Annotated in this window: 14 protein-coding genes; all 14 read right to left on the minus strand. The window is 70.9% G+C overall.

What is annotated here, in order from left to right; all coding sequences use genetic code 11:
* Nucleotides 1–136: 136 nt before the first annotated feature.
* Nucleotides 137–877, minus strand: a complete 741-nt coding sequence (locus ACFY0P_RS21380) for a sirohydrochlorin chelatase (protein ID WP_388915147.1) — start codon at nt 875–877, stop codon at nt 137–139.
* A gap of 5 nt (nt 878–882) precedes the next feature.
* Nucleotides 883–1,761 carry an ABC transporter permease gene (locus ACFY0P_RS21385; RefSeq protein WP_388915149.1) on the minus strand — a complete coding sequence of 293 codons (879 nt, stop codon included), beginning with the start codon at nt 1,759–1,761 and terminating at the stop codon, nt 883–885.
* Nucleotides 1,748–2,533: an ABC transporter ATP-binding protein gene (locus ACFY0P_RS21390; RefSeq protein ID WP_388915152.1), complete on the minus strand. Its 786-nt coding sequence runs from the start codon at nt 2,531–2,533 to the stop codon at nt 1,748–1,750. The genes ACFY0P_RS21385 and ACFY0P_RS21390 overlap by 14 nt, the downstream gene beginning before the upstream one ends.
* A gap of 35 nt (nt 2,534–2,568) precedes the next feature.
* Nucleotides 2,569–3,678: an aliphatic sulfonate ABC transporter substrate-binding protein gene (locus ACFY0P_RS21395; RefSeq protein WP_388915155.1), complete on the minus strand. Its 1,110-nt coding sequence runs from the start codon at nt 3,676–3,678 to the stop codon at nt 2,569–2,571.
* 231 nt (nt 3,679–3,909) lie between these two features.
* Nucleotides 3,910–5,247 (minus strand): sulfate adenylyltransferase subunit 1, encoded by a 1,338-nt coding sequence (locus ACFY0P_RS21400; protein WP_388915158.1) that lies wholly within the window; start codon nt 5,245–5,247, stop codon nt 3,910–3,912.
* Between the two features lie 2 nt (nt 5,248–5,249).
* Nucleotides 5,250–6,188, minus strand: coding sequence for a sulfate adenylyltransferase subunit CysD (cysD, locus tag ACFY0P_RS21405; protein WP_388915161.1), 939 nt, complete (start codon nt 6,186–6,188; stop codon nt 5,250–5,252).
* Nucleotides 6,185–6,760: an adenylyl-sulfate kinase gene (gene cysC, locus ACFY0P_RS21410; RefSeq protein ID WP_388915164.1), complete on the minus strand. Its 576-nt coding sequence runs from the start codon at nt 6,758–6,760 to the stop codon at nt 6,185–6,187. Before cysC ends, cysD begins: the two co-directional genes overlap by 4 nt.
* Nucleotides 6,757–7,476: a phosphoadenylyl-sulfate reductase gene (locus ACFY0P_RS21415; protein ID WP_388915167.1), complete on the minus strand. Its 720-nt coding sequence runs from the start codon at nt 7,474–7,476 to the stop codon at nt 6,757–6,759. The genes cysC and ACFY0P_RS21415 overlap by 4 nt, the downstream gene beginning before the upstream one ends.
* Entirely contained in the window at nt 7,473–7,652 is a 180-nt protein-coding gene (locus tag ACFY0P_RS21420) for a hypothetical protein (RefSeq protein ID WP_351328653.1), read from the minus strand. The genes ACFY0P_RS21415 and ACFY0P_RS21420 overlap by 4 nt, the downstream gene beginning before the upstream one ends.
* Nucleotides 7,649–9,346 (minus strand): nitrite/sulfite reductase, encoded by a 1,698-nt coding sequence (locus ACFY0P_RS21425; RefSeq protein ID WP_388915169.1) that lies wholly within the window; start codon nt 9,344–9,346, stop codon nt 7,649–7,651. The genes ACFY0P_RS21420 and ACFY0P_RS21425 overlap by 4 nt, the downstream gene beginning before the upstream one ends.
* Nucleotides 9,347–9,472: 126 nt before the next feature.
* Nucleotides 9,473–9,556 (minus strand): putative leader peptide, encoded by an 84-nt coding sequence (locus ACFY0P_RS21430; RefSeq protein ID WP_309500612.1) that lies wholly within the window; start codon nt 9,554–9,556, stop codon nt 9,473–9,475.
* Between the two features lie 104 nt (nt 9,557–9,660).
* Complete coding sequence (locus ACFY0P_RS21435; RefSeq protein ID WP_388915171.1) at nt 9,661–10,239, minus strand: GNAT family N-acetyltransferase; 579 nt, start codon at nt 10,237–10,239, stop codon at nt 9,661–9,663.
* 42 nt (nt 10,240–10,281) lie between these two features.
* Complete coding sequence (locus tag ACFY0P_RS21440) at nt 10,282–11,616, minus strand: hypothetical protein (protein WP_388915174.1); 1,335 nt, start codon at nt 11,614–11,616, stop codon at nt 10,282–10,284.
* A gap of 173 nt (nt 11,617–11,789) precedes the next feature.
* Complete coding sequence (locus ACFY0P_RS21445; protein WP_388915177.1) at nt 11,790–13,061, minus strand: GAF domain-containing protein; 1,272 nt, start codon at nt 13,059–13,061, stop codon at nt 11,790–11,792.
* Nucleotides 13,062–13,296: the final 235 nt, after the last annotated feature.

A 13,296-nucleotide genomic window follows, 5' to 3' on the forward strand; every position in this document is an offset into this window, starting at 1 on the left:
TGTGACACGTTCGCCGGGCGCGACGCAGAAGTATGTGCCGGTCACGGTGCGACGCTCGCGAGAGCCCGCCGCGGGCCGGCTTGTTCGCGGTCCGACGGACAGGGGAGCGCCGGACCGCGAACACCGAGCCCGTCGCTCAGGCCCCCACGGCCGCCAGGGCCGGGGTGCGCGCCGCGTCGTACCGCTCCAGCAGCACCCGCGCCACCTCCGGCGCCGGACCGAGGACCTCGGCCAGGACGTCCGCCTCCGCCGCGCCCCGCGCGATCCGGTCGGGCAGGAAGCCGGGGGCGAGGACGTACGGGGCCACCGCGACCCGGGCGCAGCCCAGTTCCCGGAGCTCGCGTACCGCGTCCTCGGTGCGGGGGAGGGCCGCGGAGGCGAACGCGGGCCGCACGGCGCACCAACCGGTGTGCCGCCACTCCCGCGCGAGATGTGCGATCACCGCGATCGCCTCCGGGTCGGAGGACCCCGCCGAGGCCAGGACGACCCCGGTCGAGGACTTGTCGGCGGGGGTCAGCCCCGCCTCGTACAGCCGCCGTTCCAGGGCCGACAGGAGCAGCGGCGACGGGCCCAGCACCTCCGCCTGCCGGATCCGCAGCTGGGGCGGCGCGTCCCGCAGTACCGCCGGGATGTCCGCCTTCGCGTGGAAGGCGCGGGTCAGCAGCAGCGGCAGGGCCACGACGTCACGGACGCCCTCCGCCGCCAGGGACTCCAGCACCCCTTGCACGGACGGGATGTTGAAGTCCAGGAAGCCCGTCTCCACGCGCAGCCCGGGCCGCAGCGACCGTACCCGGCGTACCAGGGCGTGCACGGTCGCGGCGTGCCGCGGATCGCGGCTGCCGTGGGCGATGACGAGGAGAACGGGCTTCGTACGCATGGACCTCAGCTCTTCACCAGCAGGCCGCGGCTGCGCAGCACCCACCGCTCCAGCGGGCTGAAGATCAGCAGGTCGATCGCGATGCCGACGAACAGGATCAGGATGATGGCCTCGAACACCATGGCCATGTCGCTGGCGGTGCGGGCGTTCTCCAGGAGCTGGCCGAGGCCCACGCCGAGGTCGGGGAAGCTCGCGATGATCTCCGCCGCCATCAGCGAGCGCCAGGAGAACGCCCAGCCCTGCTTCAGCCCCGCCACATAGCCGGGCATGGCGGCCGGCAGCACGACGTGCCAGATGCCCTTGACGCCGGTCGCGCCCATGGTGCGCCCGGCCCGCAGGAACAGCGGCGGCACCTGGTCGACGCCGGACACCAGGCCGTTGGCTATGGAGGGGACCGCGCCGAGCAGGATCACGGCGTACATCATCGAGTTGTTCAGGCCCAGCCAGATCACGGCCGGCGGCACCCACGCCACCGACGGCAGCGACTGGAGGCCGGACAGGATCGGGCCGATCGCCGCGCGCACGAACCTCACCCGCGCCACCAGCAGCCCCAGCGGGGTGCCGATGACGAGCGCGAAGAGGAAGCCGAGCAGGCCGCGGCTGACGCTGGTCCAGATGTAGCCGAGCAGGTCGCCCTTGAGCCAGGCGTCCTTGAACGCGTCGCCCACCGCCGTCGGCGAGGGCAGCTTGGACGGGTCGTCGACGACCGGGACGAGGAGCGTCCAGACCACGAGGACCACGGCGAGCGCGATGATCGGGGGCAGGATCTTGCTGGTGAAGGTCTGGCGGAGGGTCGGGCGGCTGGTGGCCGTCGTCTCCAGGGCGTCGAGGCCGGCCTCGACGCTTCCGGCGTCCTTGGCCGGCGTCGTCTCAGTGCTGGCCATGGCGGCGGATCTCCCCACGCAGTACATCGGTGATCTCAAGGGACAGTTCGGCCACGGGCGCGTCCTCGATGCGGCGCGGCTGCGGGATGCCGACCTCCCACTCGCGGGCGATCCGGCCCGGCCGGGACGACAGCAGGATCACCCGCTGGGCGAGCCGCACCGCCTCGCGCACGTTGTGCGTGACGAACAGGACGGACACACCGGTCTCCTGCCAGATCCGGGTCAGCTCGTCGTGCAGCACGTCCCGGGTGATGGCGTCCAGGGCCGAGAACGGCTCGTCCATCAGCAGGAGTCTGCTCTCCTGGGCGAGCGAGCGGGCCAGCGCCGCCCGCTGGCGCATACCACCGGACAGCTCGTGGACGCGCTTGCCGTACGCGCCCTTCAGCCGGACCAGTTCGAGCAGTTCCTCCGCCTTGTCCCGGCGGTCGTTCTTGGGAACCCCCCTGAGCTTCAGGGCGAGTTCGATGTTCTTGCCCGCGGTCAGCCACGGGAAGAGGGCGTGCTCCTGGAACATCAGGGCGGGCCGCCCGTCCGTCGCGATGGAGCCCGCGGTGGGCTTGTCGAGCCCCGCCACCAGGTTCAGCAGCGTGGACTTGCCGCAGCCCGAGGCTCCCAGGAGGGTGACGAACTCGCCCGGCGCGACATCGAGGGTGATGTCGTCCAGGACGAGCTGCTGCCCGCCCGGAGTCGCGAAGGACTTCGAGACATGCTCAAGGCGTGCCGCGTACTCGACCGACTCGCCGGCCTTGGCGAGTGTCGTGGTCGTGGCCATGGTCGTCACCTCCTGGGATCTCGTCGGGACCGGCGTCAGTTGCTGCCGAGACCGGCGGCGTCGACCGTGCTCTGGCCGTCGGCCTTCAGCACCTTGTTGAGGATCGTCAGGTCGTAGATGTTCTTCAGCAGCGGGTCGGTGAGCAGACCGGCCTTGACGGCGTGCTGGGCCTCGGTGTTGAGGGTGGAGGCCAGCGGGTCGTCGGTGAACTTGATGGACGACCAGGCCGAGTTCAGGACGTCGTCGGGCAGTGCCTTGCCGGAGTCGATCGCCAGCTGCTTGTTGGCGGAGGCCTTCGCCGCGTCCGGGTTGGCGTTGATCCACTTGTTGGTCTCGACCGAGCCCTTGAGGACCGCCTCGACGACCTTCGGGTGCTCCTTCAGGAACTTCTGCGACACGATGATGTTCGTGATCACGAACTTCTTGTCGGGCCACAGCGAGGACTCGTCGAGCAGGACCTTGCCGCCCTCGGCGACCAGCTTGGACGCGGTCGGCTCCGGCACCCAGGCGCCGTCGATCGAACCGGCCTTGAAGGCGTCCGGGGTGATCTTGTTGTCGGTGCGGACGACCGTGACGTCACCCTTGCCGCTCTGCGCGTCGACCTTCCAGCCCTGGTCGGCGACCCAGTTGAGGAACGCCACGTCCTGCGTGTTGCCCAGCTGCGGGGTCGCGATCTTCTTGCCCTTGACGTCCGCCAGCGACTTGATCTTCTTCGGGTTGACGACCAGCTTCACGCCGCCGGACGCCGAACCGCCGATGATCTTCAGGTCGGTGCCGTTGGACTTGGTGTAGCCGTTGATCGCCGGGGAGGGGCCGATCCAGCCGATGTCGATGGAGCCCGAGTTGAGTGCCTCGATCTCGGACGGGCCCGCGTTGAAGATGGCGTACTTGGCCTTGGTGGCGCCGAGCTCCTTCTGGAAGAAGCCCTTCTGGTTGCCGACCAGCGCGGTCGCGTGGGTCAGGTTGCCGAAGTAGCCGATCTTGACGGTGTCGAGGCCGTCGATCTTCTTGGACCCGGCGGCGACCTTGGTGGTGTCGCTCTTGTCGGAGTCCGACCCGTAACCGCAGGCGGCGAGCGTGAGCAGGGGGAGCGCGGCGAGCGCGGCTATGCCGCGGCGAAGGAGCGTTGAGCGGTTGGCAGGCACGGGAGGCTTTCCTCTCGTTGGCCCGGCGGTCACGGTCTCTCAGGTCGTGGCCGGGAGGTCGGCAGGTCTTCGTCGCATCCGGGACGGCGGGTGGGGGGCCAGGGCGCGCAGGCAGTGCGCGTACGTCAGCACGCACATCGCGCCACCCCGCCCTGCCCGCTGCCGAGGTCGCCGCTGCCGACGCGGCCGCCCTCCTTCGCGAACGTCGAGTAGACGTCGGTCATCGTCACGTCAGAAGTCCCAGCCGTCGTCTTCGGTCTCGTCCTTGACCGGCTCGGGGGAGGCGAACGACTCGCCGACCATGCCCGCGGTGAGCGTGGTGCCGTCGGCGGGGTCGATCAGGATGAACGAGCCTGTGCGGCGCGAGTCGGCGTAGGAGTCGACCGGCAGCGGCTCGGCGGTGCGGATCTTCACCCGGCCGATGTCGTTGGCGACGAGCTGTCCCGGGTGCGGGTGCAGGGACAGGTCGTCGAGCGTGAGACGGGAGGGGATGTCCTTGACGATCGCCTTGACCGTGCGGGTGCCGTGCTTCAGGAGCACCCGGTGGCCGACGGTCAGCGGCTGGTCGGCGACGTGGCAGACGGTCGCCTCGACGTCCTGGGTGGTCGCCGGGGCGTCCTTCGTCGGGACGATCAGGTCGCCGCGCGAGACGTCGATGTCGTCGGTGAGCAGGATGGTCACCGACTGCGTCGTCCAGGCCGTGTCGACCGGCTCGCCGAGGAGGTCGATGCCGGAGATCGTCGACGTACGGCCGGACGGCAGGACCGTGACGGCCTCGCCCACGCGGAACGTGCCGGCCGCGATCTGCCCGGCGTAGCCCCGGTAGTCCGGGTGCTCGGCGGTCTGCGGGCGGATCACGTACTGCACGGGCAGCCGCGCGTGGCAGTGGCTCAGGTCGTGGGCGACCGGGACGGTCTCCAGGTGCTCCAGGACGGTCGGGCCGCCGTACCAGTCCATGTTCGCGGACGGCTCCACGACGTTGTCGCCGACGAGCGCCGAGATCGGGATCGCGGTGACCTCGGGGACGCCCAGTTCGGTGGCGTACGCCGTGAACTCCTCGGCGATCCCCGCGAAGATCGGCTCCTGGTAGTCGACCAGGTCCATCTTGTTGACGGCGAGGACGACGTGCGGGACGCGCAGCAGGGCGGCGATCGCGGCGTGCCGCCGGGTCTGCTCGACGACGCCGTTGCGGGCGTCGACCAGGATCACGGTCAGCTCCGCGGTGGAGGCGCCGGTGACCATGTTGCGGGTGTACTGCACGTGGCCGGGTGTGTCGGCGAGGATGAACCGGCGCTTCGGGGTGGCGAAGTAGCGGTAGGCCACGTCGATGGTGATGCCCTGCTCGCGTTCGGCGCGCAGTCCGTCGGTGAGGAGGGCGAGGTCGGGTGCGTCCTGGCCGCGTGAGGCGGAGGCGCGCTCGACGGCCTCCAGCTGGTCGGTGAGGACCGACTTGGAGTCGTGCAGGAGCCGTCCGACCAGGGTGGACTTGCCGTCGTCGACGGAGCCCGCGGTCGCGAACCGCAGCAGGGTCGTCTCGGCGAGGCCGAGTTCCGTGGTGCCGGTGTTCATGCTTAGAAGTACCCCTCGCGCTTGCGGTCTTCCATCGCGGCCTCGGAGAGCTTGTCGTCGGCACGCGTGGCGCCGCGCTCGGTGAGCCGGGAGGCGGCGATCTCGGCGATCACCTTCTCGATGCTGTCGGCGTCGGAGTCCACCGCGCCCGTGCAGGACATGTCACCGACGGTCCGGTAGCGGACCTGGCGCTTCTCCACGGTCTCGCCGTCCTTCGGGCCGCCCCACTCGCCGCCGGTCAGCCACATCCCGCCCCGCTGGAACACCTCGCGTTCGTGCGCGTAGTAGATCCGGGGCAGTTCGATCCCCTCGCGGGCGATGTACTGCCAGACGTCCAGCTCGGTCCAGTTGGACAGCGGGAAGACGCGGACGTGCTCGCCGGGGGCGTGCCGCCCGTTGTAGAGGTTCCACAGCTCGGGGCGCTGGCGGCGCGGGTCCCACTGGGAGAACTCGTCCCGCAGCGAGAACACCCGCTCCTTCGCGCGCGCCTTCTCCTCGTCCCGTCGGCCGCCGCCGAAGACCGCGTCGAAACGCTCGCTCTGGATCCTCTCCGTCAGGGGCACGGTCTGGAGCGGGTTGCGGGTGCCGTCCGGACGCTCCTTGAGCACACCGCGGTCGATGTAGTCCTGCACGGAGGCCACGTGCAGCCGCAGCCCGTGCCGCTCGACCGTACGGTCGCGGTACTCCAGGACCTCGGGGAAGTTGTGCCCGGTGTCCACGTGCAGCAGTGAGAAGGGGATCGCGGCGGGCGCGAACGCCTTCAGGGCCAGGTGCAGCATGAGGATGGAGTCCTTGCCGCCGGAGAACAGGATCACCGGCCGCTCGAACTCGCCCGCCACCTCGCGGAAGATGTGGACCGCCTCGGACTCCAGCGCGTCCAGGTGGGACAGGGCGTACGGGGTGCCCGTGCCCTCCCCGTGAGCCGCCACGGTCGCCGTCATGCCAGTCCCTTCCCGCTCAGCAGGGCGTGCACGGACGCCGCGGACTCCTGCACGCTCTGGTGCTGCGACTCGATCCGCAGATCGGGCGTCTCGGGCTCCTCGTACGGGTCGTCGACGCCGGTCAGCCCGGTCAGCTCACCCGCGGCCTGCTTGGCGTACAGACCCTTCACATCGCGTACGGAGCACACCTCGACCGGGGTCGCCACGTGCACCTCGACGTACGCGGTGCCGTTCTCCTCATGGCGCTTGCGCACCGCGTCGCGGCTGTCGGCGTAGGGGGCGATCACCGGGACGAGCGCCTTGACGCCGTTGCGGGCCAGCAGTTCGGCGACGAAGCCGATGCGCTGCACGTTGGTGTGCCGGTCCTCGCGGCTGAAGCCGAGGCCCGCCGAGATGAACTCGCGGATCTCGTCGCCGTCGAGCACCTCGACGAGGTGGCCCTCCTCGCGGAGCCGGCCTGCCAGCTCGTACGCGATGGTGGTCTTGCCGGCACTCGGCAGACCCGTGAGCCAGACGGTGGCTCCGGTCGTCACGTGGTTCTCCTGGTTCGTCGAAGGCCCGGTGGTCGTCATCCGTGCAGTCCGCACTCGGTCTTGGCCCGCCCCGCCCAGCGGCCGGCGCGCGCGTCCTCGCCCTCCAGCACCCGGCGGGTGCAGGGCGCGCAGCCGACGGAGGTGTAGCCGTCCATCAGCAGGGGGTTCGTCAGCACCCCGTGTTCGGCGACGTAGGCGTCCACGTCGTCCTGGGTCCAGCGGGCGATCGGGGAGATCTTGACCTTCTGCCGCTTCTCGTCCCAGCCGACGACCGGGGTGTTCGCCCGGGTCTCCGACTCGTCGCGGCGCAGCCCGGTGGCCCAGGCGGTGTAGTTCTTCAGGCCCCGCTCCAGCGGCTGGACCTTGCGGAGCCTGCAGCACAGGTCGGGGTCGCGGTCGTGCAGCTTCGGGCCGTACTCCGCGTCCTGCTCGGCGACCGTCTGGCGGGGGGTGAGGGTGATGACGTTGACGTCCATCACGGCCTCGACCGCGTCCCGGGTGCCGATGGTCTCCGGGAAGTGGTAGCCGGTGTCGAGGAAGACTACATCGACTAGGGCGTCGCCCTTCTGGACACGGGACGCCAGGTGGGCCACCACCGCGTCCTCCATGGAGGAGGTCACGCAGAAGCCCTTGCCGAAGGTGTCCACCGCCCACTGGAGGATCTCCAGGGCGGAGGCGTCTTCGAGGTCACGGCCGGCCTGCTCGGCCAGCGCCTTCAACTCCTCGGTCGTTCGCTCTTCCTGAGCGGTGGTCATATCTGTTCCCCTCCAGCTTCGGAGTGCTTCAGCCCCCGGGCGAGCAGCCCGAGGAACTTCAGCTGGAATGCGCGGTTGCAGGCCGCGCATTCCCAGGCGCCGTGGCCCTGCTCACTGGGACGCAGGTCCTCGTCGCCGCAGTAGGGGCAGTAGAAGGGGGCGGCCCGCTCGCTCATGAGAGGGCCTCCTCACTGGCGCGGGCCGCCCAGGCGGCGAACCGCTCCCCGTCCGCGCGCTCCGCCTGGAAGCGCCTGAGCACCCGCTCGACGTAGTCCGGCAGCTCCTCCGAGGTCACCTTGAGACCGCGGACCTTGCGGCCGAACCCGGCCTCCAGGCCGAGCGCGCCGCCCAGGTGCACCTGGAAGCCCTCGACCTGCTCGCCCGCGTCGTTCAGGACCAGCTGGCCCTTGAGACCGATGTCCGCGACCTGGATACGGGCGCAGGCGTTCGGGCAGCCGTTGACGTTGATGGTGAGCGGCTCGTCGAACTCGGGCAGCCGGCGCTCCAGCTCGTCGATCAGGGTGGAGCCGCGCTGCTTGGTCTCGACGATCGCGAGCTTGCAGTACTCGATGCCGGTGCAGGCCATGGTGCCGCGCCGGAACGAGGACGGCCGGGCGGTCAGGTCCAGCGCCTCCAGGGCCTCGACCAGCGACTCGACCTGGTCCTCCGCGACATCGAGGACGATCATCTTCTGCTCGACGGTGGTCCGCACCCGGCCCGAGCCGTGCGCCTCGGCGAGGTCCGCGACCTTCGCCAGGGTGGCGCCGTCCACCCGGCCGACCCGCGGGGCGAACCCGACGTAGAAGTTGCCGTCCTGCTGCCGGTGCACACCGACGTGGTCCCGCCAGCGCGACACGGGCTCGGCCGGCGCGGGGCCGTCCACGAGCTTCCGCTCGAGGTACTCGTCCTCCAGAACCTGGCGGAACTTCTCCGCGCCCCAGTCGGCGACCAGGAACTTCAGCCGGGCGCGGGTGCGCAGCCGCCGGTAGCCGTAGTCCCGGAAGATGCCGATGACACCCGCCCAGACGTCCGGGACCTCCTCCAGCGGCACCCAGGCGCCGAGCCGGACGCCGATCTTCGGGTTGGTGGACAGGCCGCCGCCGACCCACAGGTCGAAGCCGGGGCCGTGCTCGGGGTGCTCCACCCCGACGAACGCGATGTCGTTGATCTCGTGCACCACGTCCAGCAGCGGTGAGCCGGAGATCGCGGACTTGAACTTGCGCGGCAGGTTGGAGAACTCCTTGCTGCCGATGTACCGCTTGTGGATCTCGTCGATCGCCCAGCTGCCGTCGATGATCTCGTCCTCGGCGATGCCGGCCACCGGCGAGCCGATGACGACACGCGGGGTGTCGCCGCACGCCTCGGTGGTGGACAGGCCGACGGCCTCCAGGCGCTGCCAGATCTCCGGCACGTCCTCGATGCGGATCCAGTGCAGCTGGATGTTCTGCCGGTCGGTGATGTCCGCGCTGCCCCGGGCGAACTCCTGCGAGATCTCGCCGATCACCCGCAGCTGCCGCGTGGTCAGCCGGCCGCCGTCGATCCGGACCCGCAGCATGAAGTACTTGTCGTCCAGCTCCTCCGGCTCCAGGACGGCGGTCTTGCCGCCGTCGATGCCGGGCTTGCGCTGGGTGTACAGGCCCCACCAGCGCATCCGTCCGCGCAGGTCGTTGGGGTCGATCGAGTCGAAGCCGCGCTTGGAGTAGATCGTCTCAATGCGTGTCCGCACATTGAGACCGTCGTCGTCCTTCTTGAACTGTTCGTTGCCGTTGAGCGGGGTGTAGTGCCCCATTGCCCACTGACCCTCGCCGCGGTGACGGCTCACCTTGCGGCGGGGCGCGGAGGCGGCAGGGTTCTGCGGGGTGGCGGCCATGGCGATATACGTCCTTCGGACAGGTGGGAAGAGGCTCTGACCTGCGCCTGCGGGCGCATACGGGCACAGGTGCGCAACGTTGCGCTAGGAGAGGTCTGGACAGGACAGCGCGGCGGTGCTGTGCTCTCAGCCCGCCGGACAGATGGCGCTGGACATGCGGCCGAGGTCGACGTGCCGCCGACTCACCAAGGCAATTCCAGTTCCAGACATGACGGAAGCGTGTCACGCGGATCTCCGGCCAGTCCACCATCGTCCGCGATTCGGACCAATCTATTCTGAATATTGAGACAGAGTGTTGTGGGTCACGCCGGGTTTCACGCGGTGGTGTACGCCCCGGGCCACGGTCCGGGCGCCGAGACGTCCGGTTCCTCCTCGACCTTCGTGTCGAAGAGCCGGAAGCCTCGCCGCTGGTAGTTCGCCATCGCGTGCTCGCCGTCCAGACTGCAGGTGTGCAGCCACACCCGCTTGGTCGGCGGCAGTCCGTCCCACCGCTCCGCCAGGTCCCAGGCGCGCGCGGCGCCGTACGAGAGCAGGTGACCGCCGATGCGGCGGCCCCGGAAGGCTGGGAGCAGGCCGAAGTAGACGATCTCCACCACACCGTCGTCCTGCGGTTCGAGTTCCACGTAGCCCGCCGGGGTGCCCCGGTCGTATGCGACCCAGGTCTCCACGCCCGGCCGCGCCAGGTGCTGCCGCCAGCGGGCGTGGCTCCAGCCCAGCCGGTCGGTCCAGCGGATGTCACCGCCGACCGAGGCGTACAGGAAGCGGCTGAACTCGGGGGAGGGGACCTCGGCGCGGACGATCCCGACCGAGTCGCCGTCCGGGGCGGCGGCGGGCAGGAGGTCGGCCGGGGAGGTCTGCTCCAGGGACCAGGTGGTCACGACGATGCTGCTCATGGGGCCAGGCAATCATCCCGGCCCCGGACGTGTCGACGGCCGTTATCCGAGTGACGCGTCGATCGAGCGAAGCGGCACCGAGAACAGCATGCGGTCCGTGACCGACCACACCTCGCCGGTGTCGGGCGCGTAGGAGAGCGATCCGGTGCCCTCGGCCCAGCAGCGGTGCGAGGCGTCCGAGCCGCAGCGGGCTCCGTCCGCGCCCCTGGTGTCCTGCCGCCACAGGCTGCCGTGCCCGTCCATGGCGCCCGGCAGGTGCCCGACGTACCACTCGGAGCCGGTCGCGCCCGGCGGCCGGTAGGACAGGACGCCCCGGATCTCCGAGGCGCCGGTCCGGTACGCCTCGACCGCGTCCGCCCGGCCCGAGGTGTCCGTGGCGAGCAGCCCGCCACGCTTCGGGTTCTCGTCGAACGCGTACCGCCACAGCCGGGCGTGCTGGTCGCTGCCGGCGGGCGTCCACTCGCCGAGGACCAGGCTGTCCGGAGCCGTGCCCCGGTCCACGGAGAGCGCGCTGGGACAGGGCGCGCCGGTCCGGGAGCAGGCCCCGGCGGTGAAGCGGTACGAGCCCACGGCGGGCATCACGTACCGGAAGCCGTCGGCCGACCAGCCGCCGGGCACCCGGCCGACCGTGTCGGTCAGCACCGAGGTGCGCTGGATGCGGTTCAGGTCGTAGACGTAGAGCGCCTGGGCACTGCCCTGGACGGTGGTGACCAGGAGCTTGTCCTGGTACCAGGCCATGCCGGAGATCTGCGAGGTCAGCCCCCGGTAGTCGCTGCCGTCGGCGCTGGGCACGGTCAGCAGGACCCAGGAGTAGGAGGGGTGGGCCGGGTCGTTCGCGTTGATCACCGCGACCCTGGCCAGGCCCCGGGAGGCGGCGGGGCCGGTGGAGGTGCTGTGCGTCCAGCCGGCCAGGACGACGCGGTTGGCGCCCCACAGGCCGTCGTCGTCCGCGTCCGAGGAGGTGGTCACCGAGGCCGGCTGCCAGTCGTCGGTGAGGGTGTCGGTGGGGTCCCAGCAGTACGCCTCGGCGACGGCCGGGGTGACCGGCAGCGAGTCCCGGTCGTCCGAGTCGCAGTCGGCCGCCTCGCGCAGGGTGTGGTCGGAGGCGGCCAGCACGTCGGCGACCCCGACCGTGCCGCCCATCGCCGAGGCGAGCCGGTCCAGCGAGCGGCGCGGTACGAGGTGCTCTCGGAGCTGCAGCCGGGAGGTGTCGGCGGTGGCGGTCAGTGGCTTCAGCGCGCCGGGGTCCTCGGCGACCGTGGCCTGCGAGGCGCTGACGATCGTGGCCGCCGCGGTGAGCGCCAGCGCGGTGCCGGCCAGGGCAGCACGCAGGGCCGTGCCCCGTCTGCGCCGCCGGTGTCTGCCGCGATGCTTCATGTCTCCTCCCGAGGCGGGCCAACTGCGCCTGATGGTCAAAGCGTTGACCGAGGAGCAGGTGGGGAGCCCGTACCCGGGATGCTACGGCAGCCGGAGCCGTCGTACCTCGAAGACCCAGCAAATATGCGGAAGATACCTCCCTGGATGCCCCGGATGCGTTAAATACGGCTGTGTTAAATACGGTCGGGTGTCCGGGACGCCGTCACCGCCGGGGCGGTCGAGTACGGGAGCAGGTCGCGCGGGTCGTCGGGGAGCAGCACCTCGATCTCGGCGTCCTCGCGGAAGCGGTAAGGCCGGTGTTCGAGAAGTGCCCCGAGGTACCGCCGGATCCTGGACATCTCGGCACGTACGGTCACGGTCCGCGAGGCGTCCCCGAAGACGTCCTCGGCCAGCCCGGCCGCGCTGCGCCCGCCCCGCCGTACCGCCAGCAGGTACAGCAACTCGGCGTGCCGGGGACTGAGTTCATGGGACCACGAGCCCGCGCCGCCGCCGACCGTCACGGAGGGCCGGCGCGGCCGGGCCAGGTCGAGGACGAGCCGGTCCCCGCCCGCCGGCGCCGGCTCGTCCACCGCCCGCAGCAGCCAACCCCCGGCCAGCGGCTCCACCGCGCACAGCCCGAGCGCCGGCAGCCACCGGCGGCCCGGTGACAGCGACTTGGGCAGCGCGAGCCGCCGTGGATACGGCATGCCGGTGATCGCCGCGGTCCAGCCGTCGGCGTCCACCACCAGCGCTCGCCCGCCCAGCCGGGCCAGCACCGGCGCCGCGACCGCCCGCAGCCGCTCCAGCGCGTCCAGGTGCAGCTCCCGCAGCCGGGCCTCGGCGAGCTTCGCCACCGAGTTCACCCAGGCCAGGGTGGCCGGATGCATCGTCTCCAACGGGCCGCTGACGTCCACCACGCCGAGCAGGCTGCCGTCCCGGGGATCCGTGATCGGGGCGCCGGAACACGTCCAGGAGACATGCGAGCGGACGAAGTGCTCGGCGGCGAACACCTGCACGGGCCTGCGCACCACCGCCGGGGTCCCGACCCCGTTGGTCCCGACGACGTCTTCGCGCCAGTCCGCGCCCAGTTCGAAGCCCAGCCCGTCCGCCTTGCGCAGCACCGGCGAGGACCCCTCGCGCCACAGCACCCGGCCGTCGGCGTCCGCGACCACCATGATGTGCTGGGCGACGTCCGCGACCGAAAGCAGCCCCTCGCGCAACACCGGCAGCACGTCCTTGAGCGGTGACTCCTCACGTCTGCGCCGGACTTCGTCGGCGGACAGCAGCCCCGAACGGAAGTCGTGGTCGGGGTCGACGCCGCTGCGCAGCATCCGCCCCCAGGACTGTTCGATCACCGGCCGGGGCGAGACGCGCCCACGCTGTCCGGCGAGTCTGGCCTCGCGCACCTCGTTCAGTACCCGCGCCGCCTGCGCCGCGTTCTTCGCGGCGAGTCGCGCCACGTCCATCGGCGGGTTCCCCACTGAGGTCCTCCCGGATACGCCTCGAAACAGGCATCGATGAGTCGCTGTCAAGCCGTCCGGGCGGCGGTTTCCGGTCCGACTGCGCGTCTTATACTGCCGTTTTCCGGTGCCGGAGGCACACAGTCCACACACAGTCACCGATATGTTGCAACCCCTTGCAACCCTGGTGAACGGCCCGGGGGTGGCCGAAACTTGAGCCGACGCCGTGGCGTCAGTGGCC

The organism is Streptomyces sp. NPDC001714 (assembly GCF_042892755.1).
In the GTDB taxonomy this organism is placed as follows: Bacteria; Actinomycetota; Actinomycetes; order Streptomycetales; family Streptomycetaceae; genus Streptomyces.

Excerpts from the sequence above, each read along its gene's own strand:
- ACFY0P_RS21380 (WP_388915147.1), bottom strand. The coding sequence starts at position 877 with ATGCGTACGAAGCCCGTTCTCCTCGTCATCGCCCACGGCAGCCGCGAT.
- ACFY0P_RS21385 (WP_388915149.1), bottom strand. The coding sequence starts at position 1,761 with ATGGCCAGCACTGAGACGACGCCGGCCAAGGACGCCGGAAGCGTCGAG.
- ACFY0P_RS21390 (WP_388915152.1), bottom strand. The coding sequence starts at position 2,533 with ATGGCCACGACCACGACACTCGCCAAGGCCGGCGAGTCGGTCGAGTAC.
- ACFY0P_RS21400 (WP_388915158.1), bottom strand. The coding sequence starts at position 5,247 with ATGAACACCGGCACCACGGAACTCGGCCTCGCCGAGACGACCCTGCTG.
- cysD (WP_388915161.1), bottom strand. The coding sequence starts at position 6,188 with ATGACGGCGACCGTGGCGGCTCACGGGGAGGGCACGGGCACCCCGTAC.
- cysC (WP_388915164.1), bottom strand. The coding sequence starts at position 6,760 with ATGACGACCACCGGGCCTTCGACGAACCAGGAGAACCACGTGACGACC.
- ACFY0P_RS21415 (WP_388915167.1), bottom strand. The coding sequence starts at position 7,476 with ATGACCACCGCTCAGGAAGAGCGAACGACCGAGGAGTTGAAGGCGCTG.
- ACFY0P_RS21420 (WP_351328653.1), bottom strand. The coding sequence starts at position 7,652 with ATGAGCGAGCGGGCCGCCCCCTTCTACTGCCCCTACTGCGGCGACGAG.
- ACFY0P_RS21425 (WP_388915169.1), bottom strand. The coding sequence starts at position 9,346 with ATGGCCGCCACCCCGCAGAACCCTGCCGCCTCCGCGCCCCGCCGCAAG.
- ACFY0P_RS21430 (WP_309500612.1), bottom strand. The coding sequence starts at position 9,556 with ATGTCTGGAACTGGAATTGCCTTGGTGAGTCGGCGGCACGTCGACCTC.
- ACFY0P_RS21435 (WP_388915171.1), bottom strand. The coding sequence starts at position 10,239 with ATGAGCAGCATCGTCGTGACCACCTGGTCCCTGGAGCAGACCTCCCCG.
- ACFY0P_RS21440 (WP_388915174.1), bottom strand. The coding sequence starts at position 11,616 with ATGAAGCATCGCGGCAGACACCGGCGGCGCAGACGGGGCACGGCCCTG.
- ACFY0P_RS21445 (WP_388915177.1), bottom strand. The coding sequence starts at position 13,061 with ATGGACGTGGCGCGACTCGCCGCGAAGAACGCGGCGCAGGCGGCGCGG.